We start from the raw sequence: 23,570 nt of genomic DNA on the forward strand, positions 1-23,570 counted from the left end.
TCCTGTTATTCGGTTGGCATTTGGAGTACCATCTCTTCAAGAAGATTCTGGTTTTTTATCGGTACGATAAGGCTTGCAAGCAGTCTTGCAGGACTAAGGGGCTCATTGTAGCGGACAGGGAATGGACGTAGGTCTGAAATCTTTAGCCGCTGAACAGCCTTTGCGCACGCTTCTTCCACCCTCCCGGCATTCAATAGGCTGGACACGCTTCTTTCTCTTCTTATCTTGACGCCCCTGACATCACCAGGAACGTGGAGCAGCTTGAGCAAACACCAGGTCCTGGATATTATTGACCTGGCAACTGGGTACTTCCAGGCTTTTTGTATCTTGATCAGGCCGGACTTTTTCCAGTCAATCAGTGTAACCCCCCACAACAGTTCTTCCATCTTGGCATCATCAGTCTCCTCATGCAAAAAAGGCATAAGATCATAGGGACTCACTGCTATAAGTCCTTGAAAAGGCATGGATGCAGCCTGTTTCCTCTCTGCATCCATCAGTCGGTAGCTTAAAAGATTGCCTATCCGTTCTGAGAAATCACTGCCGAACCAATGCTGGTCAGAGCTAAATTCAGCCCACTGCCAGGGGGTTCTGGCTGATACGCCTGCCATGTTGCTTCTAATGGGACCCAGTCTATCAGTGCCCTGGATTGATGCAATTGCAGCAGCTATGCGTATTTCCGGGCTGCCGTCGTCTGCCTGGAACACCCATCTGGGAGACAAACCATATAAAGGCTGTTGCAGCTTCGGGTCTTTATTTCTATCTCTTAGCGCCAGCAACTTTTCAAGCCTTCCAATTGATCTGATCAATTTGAGATAATTCAGGCTGTCAGGCTGAAGGGTACAGTTGAACAGATCCTCATCAATCTGTTGCCGGGCCTGGAGGTATGATGCAGGAGCCTTTTTGAAACTCAGCATAAATTGATCAACCCTGGACAAAACAGGATCAAGCTCGGAAAAAATCTCCAACTGGGGTTTGAAGCGAACTGGAATTTTCCCTGCAGGCAAAGCTATTTTATTGTCCCCTCTTCTTTTGAGGAAACCGTAGCGTTCAAAAGCGGATATCCCCCTGTCCACTCCCAGTGTGCCTACAGCTCTGGAAAACTCCAGTCCTGTCCCGGCTTGTCTGCGGCCTACTGAAGACCTGCCTTCCGAGAAGAGGTGCCTGACTTCAGTAAAGGATGCAAACTGCCCCCATAAGGGCAGCCAGATTTCTGTTTCCCCACCCTCTGGTTCGGTGTATTCGCTGGAAGTAAATCCCACAGGAGAGAAGTGTACAGTGAAAGGCCCGGTCAGCCTGGAACCCGCATTTCCACCCTGTCTTCTGACAACTGAGCTTGCCAGCACCAGGGTGCCCTCAAGAGTGAGTACATAGTCCCAGGGGTTGGCCTTGAAGTCCTTTGCCTCCACCCCCATACCCTGGTTATAGCCGCCTGCTCTTCCTGGATCGAACTGCCCGGCCTTAACCTTGGGAAGCCCTTTGACAGGCTGGTTCCACAGGCTTGCTGCAAGATAGTCCTTTGCTGTTGAGCCATTGCCATCAAGTAGCAGGCTGGAGATGATCCTCATAAAATTGTTTCCGAATTCCAACCTGCCATCATTGCCGTATGTTCCCAGGATACGGTGGGGCGTACGGGAACCGTCAGCATGAATTGCACAAAGGGCATCCAGCCAGGGCAGGCAGTTGTCCGGCAACCTGCTTCTGCATATTGGAACGATAATGTCTTTAGTTTTCTGCCGGACATGATCGTTATATTTGGTGCGCGCCTTTTTTATGCTGTTCCAGAGACACCTGTACAGGCCAGGCTCCTGGGATGAAAGGGCCTCTATCCTCTCCAGGGCAAGAAGCAGAGGGTCCTCGCTGGTCTTGTTCTTGACACTTTCAGCTTCTTTTAAAACAGCATCTTTGAGCTTTACGAGATCCTGCTGCTTTTTACCGGGGCTGGAATTTTTAATCATCGTTTCCAATACATCCAGCAATTCTTGTCCCGTGTTCATTTGCTCTGCCCATTCAGGCCAGTTGAACACTGAAGTAATAGCCTGCTTGTACCCTGCAAAACGTGGATCATTTGTCTGCAGAATGCTGTCGATACCCTGCCTTGAATCACCTGGATAGAATCCGCTTCCTCCGTTCCAGGGGGTGATGATCGGAGTTGGTACATATTCGTTGCAGAAAAAGGAAAGGATGTCATCCGGTGCCAGGGTAGTCCTGATTTTGAACGTCCCTTGATCCCAGCATCCCAAGGCTTCATGATCCTTCTGTTCGGAGATAAGCCTGAATACCGCCAGGGCTTTTAAATACCCGGACAGTGGTCGAGTGGTGCACCCCGGCAACTTGAATTCATTCATTCTTCGATCCCTGGTTCATGCTTGCTCTCCAGTCAGCTATTCGGAGCAAGGCTTCAAGATAAGCTAACCGGAACGGACCAAGATGCGGGTCATCCCTTAGCTTTATCATTCTTTCCAGCCAACTGGAGCCACTTTTGCCGTGTCCCAGTTCCATTACTGACAGATCCAGGATGGTTTCAGGCATGACAACCCCATTGCCCAGATCCGCTTCAGGTAAGACGTCCCCGTCCCATACTCCCCTTGCGTGCCGTACATCCTGATCAGGTCTGGTCTCTGTGGGCAGAGATCTGATTGAAAGCCTTACCTTGCCGTGATGGGCTGCTACCAGGTATACAGCCAGATCGGGCAGGTTGTTTTGCATCATGGCTAATCCTGATGCCAGTTCATGCCTGAAGCCCTTTCTGGAATAGCTTACCGAACTGCTGGATGTTTTACCCCATAGCTGGTTATATGGTGGAGGTTCGGCGTATCTGGTAACCCCTTCCTGAAAAATTTTATGAGCTTTGCCGCAGTCATGCCACTGAGCGGCAAGTATAAGGGCTTCCTTCATTTTTACATCAGACAGGTTTAATACCTCAATGAGATCCTTAAGCTCAGCAACGACAGCTTCAGTGTGATCGGACAGGGACTGCCATGTGGATATGGTAATAAAATCGTCATCGTACCCTTCTGAAACTTTATCAGGCTTTGACAGAACTTCTGGAAGATCTTTTTTATCTCCTGTCCAGCCAAGGGTTGAAGAATAGCCGCCATCTTTGACGTCGAGAAAAAGTACAGCACCTGGAAAAAGCTCCGCATTCCTCCAGACTCTGACCCAGTTCTTTTCCAGATGATCCCAGCGCCATTTGCGCAGGTCTGAGGCACTGGCAATGGAGCCAATGGATACACTGCAAAGCTCTTCTCTTGCAGGGGGAGGCTCGTCGGGCTTGGGACCGTTTTCATCCAGGAGTCTCCAGAAAACCTGTAAAGACTGCTCATCAGAGTCTCTGATAAACCTGGACGCATCTATATCCATGCCTGCAAGGTCTGGAGTAGTATCAAAAAGATCCACCAGGTCTTTTTTTCTGATAACCTGAAGGTACTGAGGGTTCTCTTCCAGGCCCGGAAGACTGCCTGGCTGAGCGTCCTTAAGTTTTTCAAGGATCTGCCTGGACCTTGCGAGCTCTTCTGCTTCATACGGGGCACAAGCGCCTTTTTTGTCCAAGTCAATGTCCACCCAGAAAATCCGGGCATCCTGTTCCAGGCCATCTCTGTTGCATCGCCCGAAGCGCTGGATAAGCGAGGCCCATGGTCCAAGCTCAGTGATTAGAACGGATGCGCTGACATCGACACCTGCCTCGATTGCCTGGGTGCAGACGCAGATGGTTCCTTCTCCGCCAGGAGTTTTCAAAAGCTCATCCATAGCTTTTTTTCTGTCCCCCGGACGAAAACGGGAATGGATCAAAACAAGATCAGCACTTGGTTTTTTCTTCTGGAGCTCATTGAACAGGGCCTGAGCACGTTTTACGGTATTGGTCACCACCAGAGTTCTTGTGCCGGGATGATGCTCCTTTAAAGTCAGGTCAACCAGTTTCCTAAGGTCTGTGGACTGGCAGGGTGCTTTTTGTATGGGTTTTGATGCTGATATCCTTTGCTTTACAGCCGGTTGCTTTTTGTCCTCGTCAGTCAATGATAATGTTTCAAGGGAGTCGAGAGCAGAAGAAAAATCCACCGTATCAAGCCAGTCTTTTTTGAGTGTAGCACTCATCCAGATGGATCGTACCGGATATGCGGTTTTGAAAAAGTCTCTGAATGCCTGCAGCTGGGCAGTTGTTGCCAGGGCATCACCCATAAGCTGGACCTCGTCCATTACCCAGAGGCAGTCATTATTCATAAGTCCGAAATGAACAGGCCAGCGGTAGCGGCTCATGGAGTAGCCTCTGTTTAGAGCCCTGGACAGCAGCTGATCCTGGGTGCCTATCAAGATCTGATCATGTTCTGGAAACATATCCCAGCTGCTATCCAGATCACCGCCCATCAGGACATGAACAGTGGGCTCTTTTCCGGCATCATACACTCCATGCTCCTTGAGGCTGGTTATCCATTGCCGGGCATTTTGGGCGGTCTGCTCAACAAGGACCCGCATTGGCAGGCAATACACCAGTCTTCTGGGAGTTCTCTCATCTGAGTGGAATCTTTTGAAGAGCCAGGCAAGTACTACAGAAGCTGTCTTTCCAAGCCCCGTGGGTATCCCAAGAAGATCAGGCCAGTCCCGACCTGAAAGGCTGACCTGGTAAGGGTAGGGATCTAAAGCTTCCCCTATTGCCCGTTTAAAAAAACTATCAAATCCGGTATACATGCTGTTACAAAATCACCATTTTGAGTTACTGATTTATTCCGCATGCCTGTGGCAAGAAGCAATAATTTTGAGTATAGACGGGCTCGGTAGGACCTCATTGTGAATCATATTGGAATAAGAAACTTCATCCCAGGTTAGAGCTTTTGTCTGGGGGATCATCGCCTTTTTCAGCCATTACAGCCTCCTGGATATGCTTGATGGTAGGAAGTGAACCCCGAATAAAAGATTTTTGGTAAGTTTTCAATAGGAATATAGTGGAGATTTTGAACGAATTACCGGTGGGCCATCAAGATATCCAGCAGGAACGAACAAACTTAAAGTGCCCATTAAAGGCCACAGGAGCCCCGTAGAGGCCCTTCCAAGCCAAAACCCGGGTAAGAGGGTACGGGTCAAATGAAATACGGCCTTATTCGGCCTTGTATGGCTTTGGGCATGCTGCTGAGATCAGTGTAGATTTTTCGGTGGAGTATGGTGTGGGCACAGTCAGGGGGTGAAAGATCCATCAAGGCAGAGATTCGAAAGGTGCAGTGTTGTACGAGGTGGACTCTCTGGTCTTGGAAATCAATGCTTGAATTAAACAGTCATTGGTTGTACATGACTCAGCATCAGCACCAAGAAAAAAATCTGTGACCATAACAGATGGGGATACTTATGGCAGAGCAGATACATAGCAAGAATGGGCTTTATCGTTACCAAACGAAAAAGGTACTTGGCGGCGTTCTGGCGGGGCTTGCTGACAAATGGGATCTCAATTTGACAGGGGTGCGCCTAGTTGTGCTGGGGATTTTATTGGTTGTCAGCTTCTGGAAGTCCTTCGTCGCTCTCTTTATGGGAAGCATTGAGTTAGCAGTATTTTATGCATTTATAACTCCAGGGCTTGCTCTGTTTATATCGGTTTTAGTTTATATTATACTCTGGATTATTTTACCTGTCCGTGGAGAGGAAAAACCCTTAAATAGCCAAAATGACAATTCTCCTGAAAGCTTAGCTGCAAAACGAATTAAGGACGCATACGCACAAGGCGACTATGCTTTGGCCCTACATCATGCTCAATTATTTATTCGAGAACATCCAGACAATCATAAGGTTCAGGATTTTCAGTCAATAGCTGAGGAACTTCTCAAAAAAATTAAAAACTACCCTTAAAACCTTCACTACGGGTAGAGCGCTTTTATAATTGCAGATATGCGCTTCACTGAGTCTGTGCTATCGTCCGGGAACCTTCAAGGGTAGAATAACCAGAAGATGTAGCAGAAGCTACTCTGAACAGGTCGAAAATGGATTGAGGGCCTGACTCAAAACCTTGACTGAGTAAGTGCTTATTATTTTCCAGTTAACATAGAATTCATCTTAAGGTTTTGAAGAGACTGTTTCTAGATAAGGTTCGGGGCAAATGCAATACAGCTTGCACGGTTTTGGATATGTTGCCGATATAGTTGAGTATACTTTAATTACAGCACTTAAAATATACGGCAAAACCTCAGAAATTAAACAAGGTCACCTGCCCACCTCGTATCTTAACAACACTACCACACTACCTTTTCAAGCAAAAAAGAATGCGGGTACAATTGCGGGTACTTCAGTCAAGCTAATAAAAATTATACAATTATAGCGGCACCTTAAGCTTGCAGTTCGAGTCCGGCCCCGGGCACCAAGAAAATCAAGGGTTTCCATGCAAGATTTTTGTTCAGCCCTTCTATCTAGAAAAGCCGTGTACTCACTACCCCTTCTACATCTGTAACCATTCAGGGGATGCCTCAAACGGCCCGGGGACAGTCCCCAGGCTTGGTGCCAGCAATCAATACCGAGGAACCCCTGAATGGTTACTTGAGGATTTGTGCAAAAGAGGTCAGGGTGCCAAGGCAATCGAAATAAAAGACCACCTGGAACAAAGCTCCCAAGTGGCCTGATAAAGGAGAGGGGGGTGTCCTGGCCGCCTATATGGGACATCGTAAATATCAGTACACCAGAGCCGGCAAAAAAAGACCCCGGACATGTAATGCCCGGGCAGCTGCGGGATGAAACTGATTTTTCCGTCACGCGTCACATGACGACGAAATTCAGCCCTGGACCTGCTGCCGGATCTCCTCGACTATTTCCGGGTTGGCCAGAGTACTTACATCCCCGATATCCCGGCGATTGGAGATGGAGGCCAGAACCCTGCGCATTATTTTGCCGGAGCGGGTCTTGGGCATGTCCGGGACTATATATACATGTGCAGGCCTGGCTATTTTGCCCAGCACATCGGCCACAGTGGATATGAGCTTTTTCTCCAGCTCATGGCTGGGATCAATTCCCGGTTTCAGGGAAACATACAGATCCGGCACCATGCCCTTGATTTCATCAGGCATGGCCACAACAGCCGCCTCTGCCACACCCTCGGCAGACAGGGCCGCGGACTCGATTTCCTTGGTCCCCAGTCTGTGCCCGGAAACATTGATAACATCGTCTATCCTGCCCAGAATGCGGACATAACCGTCGGATTCCAGCACTGCCGCATCCCCGGCCATGTATGGCCAGTCCCTCCAGTCCTTGCTCTGGGGGTCCCTGTTGTATTTGCCGTAATAACTCTTGATATAGCGCTCCCTGTCTTTCCAGATGCTCTGGAAGGCTCCAGGCCAGGGGTTGCGGATACACAGATTGCCCGCCTTGCCCTCTCCAGGCTTTAGTTCGTTGCCCTCGTCGTCATAAACCACAGGATGAATCCCCGGCAGCCCCGGACCTGCGCTGCCCGGCTTCATGGGATCTATTGCCGGCATGGTGCTGCAGAGAAAACCTCCGGTCTCGGTCTGCCACCAGGTGTCCACAATGACTGCCCTGCCCTTGCCCACCACTTCATAGTACCAGCGCCAGACATCCGGCTCAATGGGTTCACCCACTGAGGTCATGTGCTTGAAATGATAATTGTACCTGGCCGGCTCGTCTCCGCCCACCTTGCGCAGGGCCCTGACAGCAGTTGGAGAAGTATGGAAAATATTCACGTCCAGTTCCTGTGCGATCCTCCAGCAACGGCCGGCATCCGGATAGGTGGGAACTCCTTCGTAGATGACCGTGCTCGCTCCCAGGGACAACGGCCCATAAACAATGAAAGAATGGCCGGTAATCCAGCCGATATCAGCCATGCACCAGTAAACATCCTCGGGATGGATATCCTGCACGTACTTGGACATCCAGGTTACATAGGACAGATACCCCCCGATGCTGTGCTGGCAGCCCTTGGGCCTGCCCGTGGATCCGCTGGTATACATGAGAAACAGAATGTCTTCTGCAGGCATGGATACTGGTTGGATGGTAGCGTTTTTGTTCTGCTTGACGAGCTCGTCCAGAAAATAATCCCTGTTTTCCACCATGGGTTCAGCTGATGAATATCTGCCAGGAAAGCGGCGCCAGACAAGCACCCTGCTTACTTTCTGGCCGGCGCTTTCGGCTGCCTGTACCGCTTGATCTGCATTGGCCTTGTGATTCAGGAGCCTGCCGCCTCTATAGTAGGCGTCCATGGTGATCAGAATGTCGCTTTCGGAATCCCACATCCTGTCTCCGCAGGCCTTTCCGCTGAATCCGGCAAAGACCTGGCAGTGGATGATCCCCAGGCGCGCGCAGGCCAGCATGGTAACCGGCAGTTCCGGAGTCATGGGCAGGTACAGGGTGACCCTGTCCCCGGCCTTCAAGCCGCAGAACTCCTGAAGAACCGCCGCGGTTTCGTTTACCCGGCGATAGAGCTCCTGGTAGGTCATGTGCTCTATGGGCTCGTCTTCCAGTTCGGGCACAAAATGAATGGCTGTCTTGTTCTTGTGCTTTTGCAGATGCCGGTCCACGCAATTATACGAGGCATTGAGCCTGCCGCCTGCAAACCATTTCCAGAAGGGAGCGTCACTGGTATCCAGAGTGGTATGCCAGTACCGGTCCCAGTGCAAGAGCTCTGCAAATTCCTTGTAACACTCAGGAAACTTGTCCAGACTGAAGCGCTGATATATTTCTGGATCAGTGCAGTTGGCCTGACCAATAAATTCCGGACCGGGGTAATAATATTGCTCTTCTTGCCAATGTACTGCGTAGTGGGTGCTGCTCCCATGTTCCTGCTTAGACATATGCACTCCTTTCTAATAAAAAATTTTCAAATTATTTGAAAAACAAGTACAGGGAGATCCGGTCCCTGCATCACACTGGAATAGACTAAGCTGTTACTAATATGCCGAAATAAAAACATAAAATTAAAAACAGACAATACCGGAAAATATTTGGAAGAGACTTATAATCAGCTTATGGCAAAGCTTGTTGCTGATGTCAATATTTTTTCTAAAAAACAACACCTTTTTAAACGAAAGCTCATAAAAATTAATTGTAAACTTTTCAAAAAGAGCTTATAATTTTGTAGCTATCCACTACCTGCTAAAACTGGACATAACCATCTATTTGCAGATGCATTTAATAGAAAACATGCACTTGCTTATGGGTTATCTCTTATGATGTAATTGCAAAAAGTCATTTTTGCATTCACAGGAGTCAGGAGACAGGTGACAGGAACCAGTAAAATCAAAGAGTTACGGAATTGGTTTGTTCCTGAATTCTTCATTTCCTGACTTTTTGCAGGTGCATCTTTATACAGGTAAAAGATGTTTCAAATCAATATACCAGGGGGAATGGGATGAGTCTCAAGCAACTGGATTCCCTTTTTCGGCCCAAATCAGTCGCGGTCATCGGCGCCTCCAACAGGCCCGGGAGCATTGGCTCCGTTGTGATGCATAATATGCTCAGGGGTGGATTGCCCGGCCCCATCCTTCCGGTGAATCCCAGGTACGATGCAGTAGCAGGCATACTGGCCTACCCTGGTGTGCGGGAGTTGCCTCTGGTGCCGGATCTGGCCCTGGTCTGCACCCCTCCGGACACTGTACCCGGGCTTATGCAGGAACTGGGGATTAAAGGCACAAGAACAGTACTGATCATGAGCAGAGACTTAAACAAGCAACTGGACGAATCCGGGCAGACCCTGCAGCAAAGAGTGCTTAAAACCGCCAAGGAGCACTCAATGCGCATACTGGGCCCTGACTGCCTGGGAATAATTGTCCCCCGGTCAGGCCTCAATGCCAGCTTCGGACATACTGATATAGCCCAGGGCAAAATAGCTTTTGTGTCTCAGTCAGACGCTCTGGGCATTGCTGTTCTGGATTGGGCCGGGTCCAAGGGCATAGGATTTTCCCACTTCATATCCCTGGGAGACTGCCTGGACATAGATTTCGGGGATATCATCGATTATCTTAAAGGTGATCCGCACTCCACATCCATTTTGTTGTACATGGAAAGCGTAAGCAATGCCCGCAAGTTTATTTCCGCAGCCCGTTCCGCTTCCAGGAACAAGCCTTTGGTGGTGATCAAAGGCGATAAATTCAATATCTCTGCAGTAAGGGATGCATCATACATAGACAGCCCGGTCAGTACGGACGATATATACGATGGAGTATTTCGAAGGGCGGGTATGTTAAGGGTTTTTGATCTGGCGGAACTATTTGATGCAGTGGAGGCCATGGCCAGATACAAGCCTTTGCGCGGGGACAGACTGGCCATATTAAGCAACGGCGGCGGACCAGCCATGATGGCCAGGGATGTTTTGAAAACCCGGGGCGGCAGCCTGGCTGAACTCTCGGAGCAGACCAGACAACAGTTGCAGCATGGTTTGCAGGCCGAATTATCCCATCAGGAACCTGTCCGCATCATTGACCATGCTTCCAGCGAGACATATTCCCGGGCTCTGGAAATTCTGATCCAGGATCAAAACGTGGATGCCATCATGGTTATTCATGTGCCCACCGCTTTTGCCAGCAGCCAGGACATAGCAGGTGCTGTCATCAACAGCCTGGGCAGAACCAGAAAAAATGTGATCACTGTCTGGCTGGGGGAAAAGGATGCGGCTCAGGCCAGGAGGATGTTTGCCCTGGCCGGCATACCCACTTACGAGACTCCGGACCAGGCTGCCAGGCTCTTCATGGACATGGTTCGCTATCGCCGCAACCAGGAATTGCTCATGGAAACTCCGGACTCAGTGCCCAGCGACTTCAGCCCAGATCCCATGGCGGCCAGGGCCATCATCAAAAACGCCCTGGATGAAAACAGAAGTTTTTTAAGTGCGCCAGAAACAAATGAAGTCCTGTCCATTTATACTATTCCAGTAGTGCCCACCAGACAGGCAGCCGATGCCCAGGAAGCCTCCCTGATTTCCAGGGAACTGGGATTTCCTCTGGCCTTGAAAATTTCTTCCCCGGACATTCAGGACAAAAAACATTCTGGTGCGCTGGCTCTGGACCTGGAATCTTCCGGGGACGTTTTGAAAGCAGCTGCAGCCATGCAGGCCAGGCTTGCTGCCGGCTACCCGCAAGCAAGTCTGGAAGGCTTTATCGTGCAGAAAATGGTCCATCGACCCACAGCCCACGAACTTACTGCAGGCGTTACCCAGGACCCTGATTTCGGCCCTGTGCTTTATTTTGGCCAGGGCGATACTGCAGGCAGAATTTACAAGGATCTGGCAGCCGGCTTGCCGCCTTTGAATATGACCCTGGCCCGGGAAATCATTCAGAACACCAGAATCTCCAGCCTGCTGGAAGACAGCAAAAACAGACCAGCAATCGACATGCAGGCCCTTCGATTGATCCTGGTTCAGCTCTCGCAGTTGGTAATTGATTTGCCGGAAATTCAGGAGGTGAATCTAAAAACCATACTGGCGGATGCCGGCGGAGCAGTGGTACTGGATGCCCGGATCAGTATCGCATCTACCGCATCAGCCGGTGAAGAAAGGCTCTCCATCAGACCCTATCCAAAATACCTGGAAGAACATGCTGAGCTTCCCTCTGGGCTCCGGCTCCTGCTCAGGCCCATTCGTCCCGAAGATGAGCGCAGCCATCAGGATTTTGTGGAGAAGCTGTCAGCAGAGGATCTGAGGATGCGTTTTATGGGGTTTGTGCATGAGTTTTCCCATTCCCAGCTGGCCCAGTTGACCCAGATAGACTATGACCGGGAAATGGCCTTTATTGCCGGCGCCATCGAGGATGGAGCCTGGAAGGAGACACTGGGGGTGGTGCGCTGTTTTTTCGATCCGGACAACACCAATGCGGAATTCGCCATTGTGGTCCGCAGCGACTTAAAGTCCAGGGGCCTGGGGACCCTGCTCATGGACAAGATGATCAGGTACTGCAGGCAAAGGGGGCTGAAGGAGCTGACTGCCTTTGCCCTGCGCGAAAATACCGGAATGCACGCTTTGGCCAAAAAATTCGGATTCAGGATGGAATCCGACCCAGAGGACCCGGAAATAACCATACTGAAGCTGGAAATGACCCCCCGCATTATTCATCCTCCAGTCTAAGATTTTGTTTTTCAACCAGTTTCAAAGACTGAGTCCGATGCAAACCATCAGGCCCTGCAGGAAAAAGGCGTTGATCGCATAGCACCTCCCACCGGAAAGCCGCCTGAAGGCTTTGGAGTCATGGACTTTGAACTTCAGGAAAATGGACAATCCATTCATGCCTGCCCCATGGGACAGGCCTGTCTTGAAAACAAAATCAATCAAAAAAACCAAAAGACGGCTTCATACTTTGACCCCGAACAATGTCGAGCATGCCCGCATTCCAAGGACTGTCCAATAAAAATCACCAAGCGCAAGGCAAAGGTGGAATGGCAATGGAGCAAACCTCGCGTTGGAAGCCAGAAGACATGCCTTTCAAGAAGATCAGAAACTAATCAATCTTTTCAAACAAAGGGCCGGAGGTGAAGCCGGCTTTTCCCAGCTCAAGGTTCATCATGGCCTGAGAAGATTGCGATGCCTGGGATCCGTGAAATCAAAGTTTAAAATTATCATGGCGGTCACGGCCTTAAACATCAAAAGAACTTTCAACTGGATGAAGGGCGGCAGTAGTGGGCCCAGAACTCGAAAAAATAAAGATTTTGAACCGGATACAGGCATACTTTTGTTTTTTATATGGCTTTTCTGTTCATATCTTCGCAAAACTTTGATCGCCTCGGGCCTGCGCCCGAAAATTTTCAGCTGATCATCGAAAAAATCGTAACACGAATTGTTGACCGTTAATCTTGATCTGGCAAAAAAGCGACTTTTTGCAGACGCATCTTCATCATATTCAATTTGCATATTTTTGAGTACCAGTCAATTGAGGGCATAAGTTGCCACAGTTCTTGGGGCCTTGGGGAATTTATGGCCGTGATTTTGAGGGACGGATTAACTCGGACATTACGCAGTACAAATAGCCCTCAGGGCGTGACCGTGGACTGCCCCCGGGCCGATTACGACACCCGCTGAAGATTATCCATCGCTTGTATCCGGCAGAAGCAGGGCAACCCTGGTCCCCTTGCCTTCCATGGAATCAATTTCGATTTCGCCGCCGTGATCCTGGACAATCCTGTGCACTATGGCCAGCCCCAGCCCGCTGCCCTTTTCCCGGGCGGAAAAAAATGGCTCCAGAGCCTTTTCCCGGGTGGCGGCGTCCATACCGCAACCCCGGTCCTGTACCTCAATGCGTACCCGGTCCTTTTCCCGGGTGGCCCTAAGACTTATCTCCCCGCCCTGCCTGGAAGCCTGCAGGCTGTTCAGCACCAGGTTCAAAACCGCCTGCTTGATAAGATCCCTGTCAGCCTTTACTTCTACTTCACCCGGCTCAAGAATTAGCTGAACACTTCCGGATCTCAGGTCCATTTCCAGTAGCGTCCGAACCTCCTGAAAAAGATCTGCCAGGTTCAACTCTACCCTTTGCAGGGACCTGGGCCGGGCCAGGTACATAAGATCATTTATCACCCGGTTCAGGCGGTCCGCCTCGGACACCATGGTCCGGGCATACTCGGATGCAGGTTCCTCTCCGGAAAATTTCTGCTGAAAATACTGGGCAAAGCCCTTAAGCGAGCTCAAGGGATTGCGTATCTCGTGAGCCAGCCCGGCTGCAAACCGCCCCACCGCGGCCAGACGCCTGGAATGCTCCAGACTGCTTTCCAGTTCGCGCATACGGGTCCTGTCCCGGAGCAGAACCAGAAAATCCTCTTCCTCCCCAATGGGCAGTATCAGCACCTCTATGCTCCTGTTCCCCATCTCCAGCTCATGCCAGCCTGATCTTTGCTCCAGGTCGATTTCCAGGGGCAGGACCTCGCTCAGGCTGCTGCCTACAATATTTCTATTCTGGTCCAGAAGTTCCTGGGCGGCTGGATTAGCTGCGGTGATCTCCATCCGGGAATTTACGCTTATAAGTCCGTCCGGCATGTTGTCCAACAGCCTGGAATGAAAGCTGCTCAGGCGTACAAACTGTCTGCCCTGCTCCTTTTTTCGCACATACCCCCAGGCCAGCAGTCCAATTATGAACAAAGCAGTAAAGGTAAAAACGGCCTGAACTGATATGGTTCTTTTGTATCCGCTGTAGGCCTCCAGGTGCCCGGACATATCCAAGGCGATAAAAAGGCTCCCATAACCATTGCCCGGATCATTTTCCTGAAGCATCCGGCCTCTCATATGCCCCATTCGCCTGGAGGGAAAGCCCTGAACAAAAACCTGCTGTCCGTCAAGCACCAGTTCAGCATTCCATACCTCCCTGGATGCCTTCTCAAGCATCTCCGGCCCGGGCCTGAAATCCACCGGCAGGATATCGCGGCTGGCATAAAATTCCTCCCCTTCCGGTCCATAAAGGCCCAGAAAAACCACATCCCCGTCCTGCATCAGTTCTTTTAAAAGATCCTCTGCAGCGGGAATAAAGTCCTGTTCGTCGGCCCACCTCCGGCCGCCCATCCCGCGCATTGCTCCCCGGTACAGATTGGCCTCTATACCGCGACCGATGGACTGGGCACTCAGGGCCATGTGCTCCCGGACCTGTTCCTGCTGCTGGCGCAGGTTCTGCCAGGTAAGAAAAAACAGCCCAGCACCGAGCAAAACAAAAATAAGCCCGAAAACCAGGGCTGTGCTGACCTCTTTGCGGTCCAGACGTATATCCACTATGTACTCCGGAATAAAAACTGGGATAGGGGAGACTGATCACCTAAGCCGGGCAGGATTTTAGAATACATTCCCGGACATGTAAATCAAGGCAGGCAAAAGAGCACAGCAAATTTACTTTACAGCTGGGACTCCTGCACAATCTTCAGGATGGATTCAACACCAGGTCTGTCTGCGGGTGTTTTGCCGATGTAATGCAGGCGGACGGTTCCGCCGGGATCAATGAGTACGTCTCCGCCCCGCTGGGATACGTCCCCGGTGGACTTTCTGGGCAATCTGCCCCGCAGGGCCTCCTTGAGGTAAAGCCACAGGGTTGCCGGCCCTATGAGCTCGCGGATACCGGCACTGAGCATTCCATAACCATGGTAAAGGGCACGGTCCTCGTCCACAAGAAGCGGCCACTTGAGGCCTGTGTCCTCCACATAGGCCCTGGCCATAAACCCGGCTTCAAAGGTGACCACCGCTGTCTTGACCCCGAGATCATCAAGGAACTGTTCCTTCTCCTGCAACTGCTGGAGATGCTTCTGGCAGGCCAGTCAGGCCAGGTGGCGATGAAACACCAGAAGCACCCAGCTCCCCAGATATTCCTGCATACTGTGCTGCCGGCCCTGGCTGTCTTTAAGAGTAAAATCCAGAGCCGGCTTTCCAGTTAGATCCCTGGAACCTGTCATAATATTTTTCTTATCCCCTGTTCAGCCAGTTGCATCTAAAGTTTCCTGAACATCTACTGATCTCTGCTCTCTGATTTAGAATCCCCGAATCCCTCAATCCTTCAATCCCAGAATCCCTAAATCCCCCCTTTCTTCTCCACGCCCCACGCCCTCTTCCCCATGCCCCATGCCCCATGCCCTATGCCCCAATTCCCCAATTCCCCAATCCCCCAATCCCTTAATCCCCAAATTCCAGAATCCAGAATCCTACCGATTCCTGGTCCCGGACAGCATATTGGGATGGTGGGCTTCGTAGTCCATCTCCATGGTATGGCACACCGAACAGTTGTTATTGGCTCCGATGGCGTAGGGTTCGCCCTGATACTGCAGCGGCTGCACATTGTCCCTGTCCTGGCCGAACTTGTTTTCAGCCGGATATTCAGCATGGGTGGCCCCGTGGCAGGACTGGCACATAAGCCCCATATAATCCGTGCGCATGCGGTACAGCTCGTCAACCTCCTCGTTCCAGACATTAAAGGCCGATACCTGGTCACTTTCAGGCTGCTGAAAATCCTGGTGACAGGTCAGGCAGTCCGGCTGCTGCTCCCAGGGGATCCTGGGGTTTATCTCTTCGGTGGAATCCACCAGCCTTGGCTCAATAAGGCTCATATGCCGCGAGGCTTGCTTGGTCTTGCCGGCTTCGTACTCGCCTTTTAAAAGGGTCAGGGCATGATCCTCCAGGGTACCGTGACAGGAGGTGCAGTCCAGATCCACCCTGGTGGCGTGCACCCCGCGTTTGCAGTCCGTGTAGAGATCCGGGTCGCTTGGATGGCATGCATTGCAGGCCTCCGCCCCTTCCCGGTCCGAGAGGTAATGAACGTGAAATCCATGCAGGGCCGCGGGCAGGTTTAAAATATCCGGATCCCCGGGTGCGTTTAAAAGCGGATCAGCGTGACAGCTCTGGCAGAGTACCGGTTCTCCGGCTTCAGCCCTGGGCATGAGACTGGTATCATGTCTTCTGTCGTGGTTTTTTAATACGTCCGAGGCGGTCTCTGCGGCAATGCCCATTTTGCCGTCTACTCTCCAATCTCCGCCATGACAGTTGTTGCAGCCCATTTCCGCGGATACCGGAGCCACCACCTTGGTCTCGGCCAGCAGCTCCCCGCTGTCCTTGTCCCTGGCCTCTATGTAAAAGAATGGATACGGGTTTATGCTCCCGTCGTCGCTGTATGGCACCACTGGTATGCCGTCAGCCACAAAGGTCCACAGATCCTCGTTGAGGGTCATCTCCCCCTGCATGCCCAGGCCCTTGGCGCTTATATTCTCGGGCAGTTCCCTGCCGGCCAGAGACTGAGAGTTGTCCCAGTAGCTCACGTGGTTTGCCGGGTTCTCAAAGCCCTCCTCCGGACGGAAAGTAAGCTCCACCCCTTGAGTGACAATCTCGGGCATAAAATCCCGGCGCACCAGCTGGGCGAAGATGGTGTTGCCCGGGGGCAGCATGGACCAGTAGTCGTCGCAGTCGGTAATACATTTAAGCCCCAGGGTATTCCAGGCCATGAGGACGTATTCGTCCTCATCGGGATCAAAAGGCGGGATGTCAAAGTCAAACTCGGGGACATCCACGGTTCTTGGCTTTTCCGGCTCTTTTCCCTGGATCTCCTGGACAATGAAGGCCGCCAGGGCCTGGCGCTCCTCCCGGGTACCCATGAATCTGGGCATATAGTCATATACATGGCCCATGCCGTCCAGCATGGAGTCCATGCCGAACTGGCCGAATTTCTCAGTCACCGGGATGATATCGTTCATGAACCCGCCCCGGGAATGACAGGCTGAGCACTGGATATTGTACAGATCGCGCCCGGCTTCTAACTTGTTCTCGCTTGTGACCTGGTCATGCTCGGTCCACCTGGCCATCTTGAGCATGCCCTTTTCGTTTATTTCCTGCTCCATTTCCACCGGGATGGAACTGGAATACATGTGCTCATAAATGACGTGGGGGCGTCTTCCGGCCTCGCGGATCCACTCGAAGCTGCCCATATACAGAAGGCCGATCATGAGAAATATGATAGTTATCGGCCTCTTGATGCTGCCTGGCATGCGGATGGAGATAATCAGCCCGCCGATGACGATAACCACCGAGAGCCAGATAAAGGCCTGGAAAAAAGGCACAATCTCCGGGGAGCGGCCCAGGATCATGGCCTGTGCCCCCTCGGGAACAGACTGCAGGTACCAGTAGCCGCTGATGAGCATGAATACAAAGGGTGCCAGCAGCCATTTGGCGCAGTAGCGGATCATCTGCTCGCGCAGGTCCGCATCCCTGATCCAGGATGCGGTGACAAAACCGTAAAGACCGGCCAGCATAAGCGCAATAAATGTCCTGAAGAACAGGGCCGGCCAGAAAGTGGGATTGAAGAATGCGTGCCAGACATTACCTGTTTCCAGCCACTGCCCCGGAGAAAGCATGAAGGCAATAATCCCGTTTATAACAAAAAGAGACAGCCAGGCGAATATAAAGTACAGCCAGCCCATGAGCAGGTGTTTTCTGCGCTCCATGGAGCCGAATGTATAATAGTAGACGAATATGGCGATAATCTCGGCCATGAAAAAGACCCATTCAATGGCCCAGAAATAGACAAAGGTATGTATGAGCATGGACGTGGCCCCCGGGCTTACCAGAGAAATGGCGAACCAGATGCCTACACCGGTTACCGCTCCGAAGACCAGGGTCAAGAGCATGAAAAACTTGGCGTGCTTCTTGGTATATTCCAGGATGCCGGGATTGTTTTCCCGGTAACCCTTCATTTCCGTGAGAACCAGAAACAGCCCGCCGCCGATGGCGAAATGGGCCACAAACACGTGCACAATGGCGATAGTTGCAATCCAGAACCCTCCGCTGAAGGTAAACAGTTCCCACACCGGATAATTCATTTAGGCCTCCCTTTTGGCCTCGAAAGCCAGCTTGAGCATGTAAAAGACCACTGCCAGCCCCAGAACCAGGAATACGATGAAAAAGTAAAGCGGCGAATACTGAGGAACCACCTCAAGGTCCCGGGGATGAAAATACGGGGCCAGGTAAGCCTGTCTGACCAGGTCGCGCACAAGGACCATGAACACCACCGTGCCCAAAAGTGCTGCAGTGGTGGGCCAGAGCATTTCCTTGAATCCAAAAAAAAGGCTGAAGCCCGCCCCGGCCAGGGCTACCAGAAATATCGCCGTATGCAGGGCGCTGCCGCCCATGAACAAAAGCATAATGTCCGTGGGCAGGGAGATTAGAAACCAGACACCCACAGCCACCTGCACCAGGGTGGCGTAGGAAAACCAGCTGAGTCCCTCCCGGATATACTCCGTGGCCCTGGGATCCTTTTTAAACCTCCAGATGATGGCTGTGGCCAGACCGCCCACGGCAATGGAGGCCAGCACGAAATGCAGGTACCTGGGGATAAGGGTTGGATCTCCAAGGTTGAGCATGGTCCCGGAGCGGTTTTCAAAATAACCCGTCCACTTCTCGGGATTGAGCATAAGGGTCATGTTGTTGGTGAACAAAAAGGCGATGATCAGGCCGAAGATCACTGTCACCGCCAGGAACAAGAGCTTGAGCCGGGACAGGGAATCGTACTTGAAATCATAGATGTAGGCACTGTAGTAGAATATCAGGAGCAGGGCTATCACCGGCAGCCAGTACATGCCCATGAGTACGGAGCTTGTGTAGATGAACTGGGAGTAGAGCACCTGCAGAAAAAGAAAAGGGGCCACCCCGAAATTGATGGTAAAGGCAATGGTATAGGGAAGCTTAAGGGAGATGTCCTTGCATACTGGACAGTGCTTGTCCCCGCTTTTGATATGCTTGACTAAGGCCATAATACCCATGCCCAGCATGGAATTCATTAAAAGCAGGTGCATGATGAAGGTGAGAAGCAGAAAAAAATAAAACCAGCCCCATTCGGTGGGAATGGTGTCCGACACGGGGATCAGGGCGGATGGATCCATAATGCTCCCTCGATATTATTTGTGTTGAAGGAAAAAATGGCTTGCTCTGCTTTGCAGGTCCAGGTATATTGATTGTATCAAGCTGAAAAGCGCAATTATTAATACACAGGCCTTGTCCTTTGTGCAACTTTTTTTTCAGATCAAATCTGTTGAGCGATCAGGATGTGGCATGGGGACTGACTCTCTTAGAACTTCTGTATAAACAGATACTTGAGTACAATATACACATCTATAATCCTTCCACTCTATGCAGGAGGAAAAATAAATGCCTGACCAGGATATGCGCAAACGAAGCCGCGTCGAACTTCAGCTTTCGGTGAGTATCCAGCAAAATGACGTGCATGGCTTATTAAAGACCAGCAACCTGAGCCTCAAGGGTCTTCTGGCTGATTACCATCCGGATTTCACCGTCAATGAACCCTGTGAGCTGGTTATACATCTAAGCTCCGGCCTGGAGATCGGCATAACCGGGATAGTAGTCTACTCCAGTCCGGAGCGGGGCACTGCCGTGGATTTCGTCCAGATGGACGAGGAAAGCTTTTACCACCTGCTGAACGTGGTCCGCCTGTATTCCACTGACCCGGACCAGGTGGAAAGGGAACTGCTCACTCCGGCCTTTGACAGTTCCACCCTGGAGCAGCTCAAAAACAGCTACCGCGGGCATTAGTCCAGCCCTGCACAACCCCGCACGACTGCGGCTGGACCCGGCAAACCAGGGGCCTGGTTCAACCTGTCTTCTTCAATACCAGGATCAACACAGGCCGCGGCCTTCACTGCATAGAAGGCGTATCCACCCGTGGACACAGTAACCCTTCAGAGAGCAGGAAGCATGCAAAGCATCCTGAGTGACAGGCAGGAAAACCCTTCCAGAACTCTTTACTCTTCAAAACAGTGTGTGCGGAGCACCCGCGTGAAGCTGAAGGCTTCCCGTGCTGGAGAAGATTTTTTTGGCACGGTCAACTTCGTTGCTCATCCCAGTGAAACCAGCTACACTGAAACTACGTTTGTTTCACGGGACAAGCGGGCGGCTTTGCCGCTCACGGTTGCGGAGTAACGCCCTGTACAGGGTCAGCCTCTGGCCTCCGTCGGCCTGTCCATGCACATCTCCTTGAGCCATGCAGGAACACGTACCGGACGTCCATTGGACCCCATGCACACGTGTTCAGTGCGCCCCAGGGTGTGCACCCGGTCCTGGTCAGGGCCGAGCACCTCGTATTTAAATGAAAAAGAGGCCTTGCCCCAGTCACAGATGGCTGCCCGGATATATATCAACTCGTCGAACCTGCAGGGATGCAGGTACTTGCACCAGGCCTCGGTCACCGGCATATACACACCCCTGGCCTCGATCTCGGTGTATCCTATGCCCCGTTCCCGGATATATGTACTGCGGGCCTTTTCAAACCAGTGCAGGTAATTGGAGTAGTAGACCACACCCATGGCATCTGTCTCGCCGTAGGAGACCCGGTGGGGATGCCTGGTTTCAGGGGAGGGAAAGTCAGTGACGGGCTTCACGCATCACCTTTTCTGTTCAGGGCGAAAGGCAGCAGATCGTGGCCATGCTCCAGAAAAATCCCGGTGCTGCGTGCTTCTTTCTCGCTGAATGTTTCCGGCCCGGAGGCCTGCTGCCGGCTGTCGTAGACCAGGAAAGGCACAGGATCCCGGGCATGGGTGCGGATCTTGATGGGAGTCAGGTGATCGCAGCAGGTGATTATTATCACGTCCTCGCCCCTTAAATGCTCCAGCAGAGGCCATACTATCTGCTGGTCAAAACGCGAAATGGCCTCCACCTTGTCCCGGATACTTCCCATGTGTCCGCATTCATCAGGAGCCTCCAGGTGGACAAAGACGAAATCTCCTGTTTCCAGAAAGGTTTTGGCGGCATGGAGCTTGCCCTGATAGTTGGTATCCAGAAGTCCGGTGGCCCCGGGTACGTCCACCACTCTCATGCCGGCTGCCCGGCCCAGTCCCTTGACCAGGTCCACTGCGGATATGACCGCACCTTCCAGAAAATACCTGTGCTTGAATGCAGGAAGCCTTAGAGGCCCGCCCTGCCCCCATGGCCAGATGGCCCGGGCACTGGTGTCATTGCCCCCTTCCTGCAGAATTTCTGCCGCCCGGCGCACCAGGTCCCAAAGAGCCGGGTAGCCCTGGTATTTTTCCAAATCCCCGGCCAGGCTCTGATCCAGGAGGTCGTGCGGCGGGGTTATGTCCAGACCGGCCGCCCTGCCCGGCAGACCCTTTTTCTGCACCAGGATATGTCTGTACTGCACTCCGGCATGGAAGGAAAACTCGGAGCTCCCCAGTTCTTTCTGCAGGCCGTGCATAAGTTCTGCTCCCTCCCGGGAGCCTATGTGCCCTGCCGCATAATCCAGCATGGTGCCGGACTGTGAAAAATCGCTTACATTCACCAGGTTGCAGCGCCAGACCAGGTCGTCCTCCGCAGTCTCCAGGCCCATGGCCACGGCCTCTATGGGACCTCTGCCCGTGTGATACCGCCCGGGTTCATAACCCAGAAGAGTCATATTGGCTATGTCCGAACCAGGGGGCATATTTTCCGGGATTGTCTGGCAGAGCCCCACTCTGGAGATGGGGGCCAGAAAATCCATACCCGGAGTATCTGCTTCCTCCAGGGGAGTTTTCCCACCCAGCTCGTCCAGGGGCCAGTCCCCCATACCGTCGCCCACCAGCAGCAAAACCTTGGTCATGATCCATCCAGATTATTGATTATGGGATTAGGGGATTAGGGGATTAGGGGATTGAGGGATTAAGGTATTGAGGAATTGAGGAATTGTCATTTCTTCCCCATGCCCTATGCCCCATGCGCCATGCCCCATGCCCCATGCCTTAAATCCCCAATCCCCAAATTCCCAAATCCCCCAATTCCTAAATTCCTAAATCCCCCAATTCCTAAATTCCTAAATCCCCCAATTCCTAAATTCCTAAATCCCTAAATTCCGAACCCCATCTACCCCAGTATCCTGTAATGCACAGCCGGGGCGATGGTAAAATCAAACCTGTCGATTTCCCCCAGGGCCTTGTGCACGGCTTCGGCCTGGGCCTTGTGGGTCAAGAATACAATGGGCACCCCGCCTCCCTGGGGCTGGGACTCCCGCTGCACCACCTGGGCGATGCTGATGTTGTGCTCACTCATGACCCCGGCCACAGCCGCCAGCACCCCGGGCTTGTCCTGGGCGGTAAAACGAAAATAATGCCTGCTTACGGCCAGCTCCGGCCTGATGACCTCTGCCCTGGGCAGCACCTTTTCCAGAAACCCGGTATTGTTGGGAACGGCATTGTCCCGGGCCAGGGCCAGGATATCCGCAAGCACCGCACTGCCTGTGGGCAGATCGCCCGCTCCCTGGCCGTATAGCATCACCTGGCCTACGGCGTTGCCGTCTATCAGTATGGAATTATATGGGCCTTCCACCTTGGCCAGGATGTGGTCATTGGGCAGAAGGGCCGGAAAGACCCCGGCCTGCAGGTGGCCGGACTTTTCGCGCACCTGGGCGATGAGCTTCAGGGTGCAGCCGAATTCAGCGGCCATGGCGATATCCATGGAGCTGGCCCCGGATATGCCCTGTACCGGCAGGATATTCAAAGGATAATCCACGCCGTAGGCCAGACGGATGAGCAGCACCAGCTTGTGCGCCGCGTCCAGGCCGTCGATATCCAGGGATGGGTCCGCCTCGGCATACCCCAGATCCTTGGCCGCCTGCAGCGCGGTTTCAAAATCCTGTCCTTTCCTGGTCATCTCGCTCAGGATAAAGTTGGCTGTGCCGTTTAAAATCCCGGTCAAAGACCGGATGCGGTCTCCGGAAAGGCTTTCTTTCAGGGTCTGCACTATGGGTATTCCCCCGGCCACGCTTGCTTCGTAATATAGACCCACTCCCTGCTCCTGGGCCAGGGCGAAGAGCTCATTGCCCTTTTCCGCCAGAAGAGCCTTGTTGGCGGTGACCACGTGCTTTTTTTCCTTCAGGGCGCTTTTAATCAGGCTGTGGGCTGTTTCCAGGCCGCCCATGAGCTCCACCACCATGTCCACTTGCGGGTCATGCACCAGATCCTGGGGATCGGTCACTATTGCAGTCTCGGGACCGGGGATCACGGAACGCTTTTTGCCGGGGTCCCGAACCAGGACCTTCTGAATCTTCAGTTCCTTGCCCAGCCTTCTATTTATCCAGTCGCTGTTTTCCTGGATTATTCTGGCCAGGCCCGTTCCCACGGTTCCAAAGCCGGCCAGACCCAGGTTGATAACCTTTTTCTTCACTTACTCCCTCCAGAAA

Annotated in this window: 15 protein-coding genes; 5 read left to right on the forward strand and 10 right to left on the reverse strand. The window is 52.2% G+C overall.

The window, feature by feature from the left end:
• Positions 1 to 5: 5 nt before the first annotated feature.
• Together cas8g1 and DTHIO_RS16845 are read right to left on the reverse strand one after the other, a co-directional pair.
• Positions 6 to 2,345: a type I-G CRISPR-associated protein Cas8g1/Csx17 gene (gene cas8g1 / locus DTHIO_RS16840; RefSeq protein ID WP_008871466.1), complete on the reverse strand. Its 2,340-nt coding sequence runs from the start codon at positions 2,343 to 2,345 to the stop codon at positions 6 to 8.
• A complete protein-coding gene (locus DTHIO_RS16845; protein WP_008871467.1) occupies positions 2,338 to 4,683 on the reverse strand; it encodes a CRISPR-associated helicase/endonuclease Cas3 in 2,346 nt (781 codons plus the stop codon). The genes cas8g1 and DTHIO_RS16845 overlap by 8 nt, the downstream gene beginning before the upstream one ends.
• Before the next feature lie 651 nt (positions 4,684 to 5,334).
• On the opposite strand from DTHIO_RS16845, the gene DTHIO_RS16850 reads away from it, so the two are divergent.
• Positions 5,335 to 5,829: a PspC domain-containing protein gene (locus tag DTHIO_RS16850; RefSeq protein ID WP_008871468.1), complete on the forward strand. Its 495-nt coding sequence runs from the start codon at positions 5,335 to 5,337 to the stop codon at positions 5,827 to 5,829.
• 914 nt (positions 5,830 to 6,743) lie between these two features.
• On the opposite strand, the gene acs is transcribed toward DTHIO_RS16850, so the two are convergent.
• Positions 6,744 to 8,771 (reverse strand): acetate--CoA ligase, encoded by a 2,028-nt coding sequence (acs, locus tag DTHIO_RS16860; RefSeq protein WP_008871470.1) that lies wholly within the window; start codon positions 8,769 to 8,771, stop codon positions 6,744 to 6,746.
• Between the two features lie 557 nt (positions 8,772 to 9,328).
• On the opposite strand from acs, the gene DTHIO_RS16865 reads away from it, so the two are divergent.
• A complete protein-coding gene (locus DTHIO_RS16865) occupies positions 9,329 to 12,034 on the forward strand; it encodes a bifunctional acetate--CoA ligase family protein/GNAT family N-acetyltransferase (RefSeq protein WP_008871471.1) in 2,706 nt (901 codons plus the stop codon).
• Between the two features lie 331 nt (positions 12,035 to 12,365).
• A complete protein-coding gene (locus DTHIO_RS23015; RefSeq protein WP_040418893.1) occupies positions 12,366 to 12,716 on the forward strand; it encodes a transposase in 351 nt (116 codons plus the stop codon).
• Between the two features lie 269 nt (positions 12,717 to 12,985).
• On the opposite strand, the gene DTHIO_RS16880 is transcribed toward DTHIO_RS23015, so the two are convergent.
• The 4 genes from DTHIO_RS16880 to DTHIO_RS16895 all read right to left on the reverse strand — a co-directional run bounded on the left by DTHIO_RS16880 (position 12,986) and on the right by DTHIO_RS16895 (position 19,290).
• The gene (locus tag DTHIO_RS16880; RefSeq protein WP_008871472.1) at positions 12,986 to 14,653 is read right to left on the reverse strand and encodes a two-component system sensor histidine kinase NtrB; all 1,668 of its coding nucleotides are present in this window, start codon (positions 14,651 to 14,653) and stop codon (positions 12,986 to 12,988) included.
• Positions 14,654 to 14,772: 119 nt separating this feature from the next.
• Positions 14,773 to 15,324 (reverse strand): peroxiredoxin-like family protein, encoded by a 552-nt coding sequence (locus tag DTHIO_RS16885; protein ID WP_279614635.1) that lies wholly within the window; start codon positions 15,322 to 15,324, stop codon positions 14,773 to 14,775.
• A 246-nt stretch (positions 15,325 to 15,570) separates the two neighbouring features.
• Positions 15,571 to 18,231 carry a cytochrome ubiquinol oxidase subunit I gene (locus DTHIO_RS16890; RefSeq protein ID WP_008871474.1) on the reverse strand — a complete coding sequence of 887 codons (2,661 nt, stop codon included), beginning with the start codon at positions 18,229 to 18,231 and terminating at the stop codon, positions 15,571 to 15,573.
• Complete coding sequence (locus DTHIO_RS16895; RefSeq protein ID WP_008871475.1) at positions 18,232 to 19,290, reverse strand: hypothetical protein; 1,059 nt, start codon at positions 19,288 to 19,290, stop codon at positions 18,232 to 18,234.
• A gap of 265 nt (positions 19,291 to 19,555) precedes the next feature.
• On the opposite strand from DTHIO_RS16895, the gene DTHIO_RS16900 reads away from it, so the two are divergent.
• Positions 19,556 to 19,957: a PilZ domain-containing protein gene (locus DTHIO_RS16900; protein ID WP_008871476.1), complete on the forward strand. Its 402-nt coding sequence runs from the start codon at positions 19,556 to 19,558 to the stop codon at positions 19,955 to 19,957.
• Between the two features lie 162 nt (positions 19,958 to 20,119).
• Positions 20,120 to 20,344: a hypothetical protein gene (locus DTHIO_RS16905; RefSeq protein WP_008871477.1), complete on the forward strand. Its 225-nt coding sequence runs from the start codon at positions 20,120 to 20,122 to the stop codon at positions 20,342 to 20,344.
• A 14-nt stretch (positions 20,345 to 20,358) separates the two neighbouring features.
• Here DTHIO_RS16905 and DTHIO_RS16910 read toward each other — a convergent pair whose 3' ends face one another.
• From DTHIO_RS16910 to DTHIO_RS16920, 3 genes are all read right to left on the reverse strand, one after another.
• On the reverse strand, positions 20,359 to 20,802 hold the full coding sequence (locus tag DTHIO_RS16910; RefSeq protein ID WP_008871478.1) for an acyl-CoA thioesterase: 444 nt from the start codon (positions 20,800 to 20,802) through the stop codon (positions 20,359 to 20,361).
• Positions 20,799 to 21,995 (reverse strand): cofactor-independent phosphoglycerate mutase, encoded by a 1,197-nt coding sequence (locus DTHIO_RS16915; RefSeq protein ID WP_008871479.1) that lies wholly within the window; start codon positions 21,993 to 21,995, stop codon positions 20,799 to 20,801. The genes DTHIO_RS16910 and DTHIO_RS16915 overlap by 4 nt, the downstream gene beginning before the upstream one ends.
• 260 nt (positions 21,996 to 22,255) lie before the next feature.
• Positions 22,256 to 23,554 (reverse strand): homoserine dehydrogenase, encoded by a 1,299-nt coding sequence (locus tag DTHIO_RS16920; protein ID WP_008871480.1) that lies wholly within the window; start codon positions 23,552 to 23,554, stop codon positions 22,256 to 22,258.
• Positions 23,555 to 23,570 lie beyond the last annotated feature (16 nt).

Source organism: Desulfonatronospira thiodismutans ASO3-1, assembly GCF_000174435.1.
Taxonomy (GTDB): Bacteria; Desulfobacterota; Desulfovibrionia; order Desulfovibrionales; family Desulfonatronovibrionaceae; genus Desulfonatronospira; species Desulfonatronospira thiodismutans.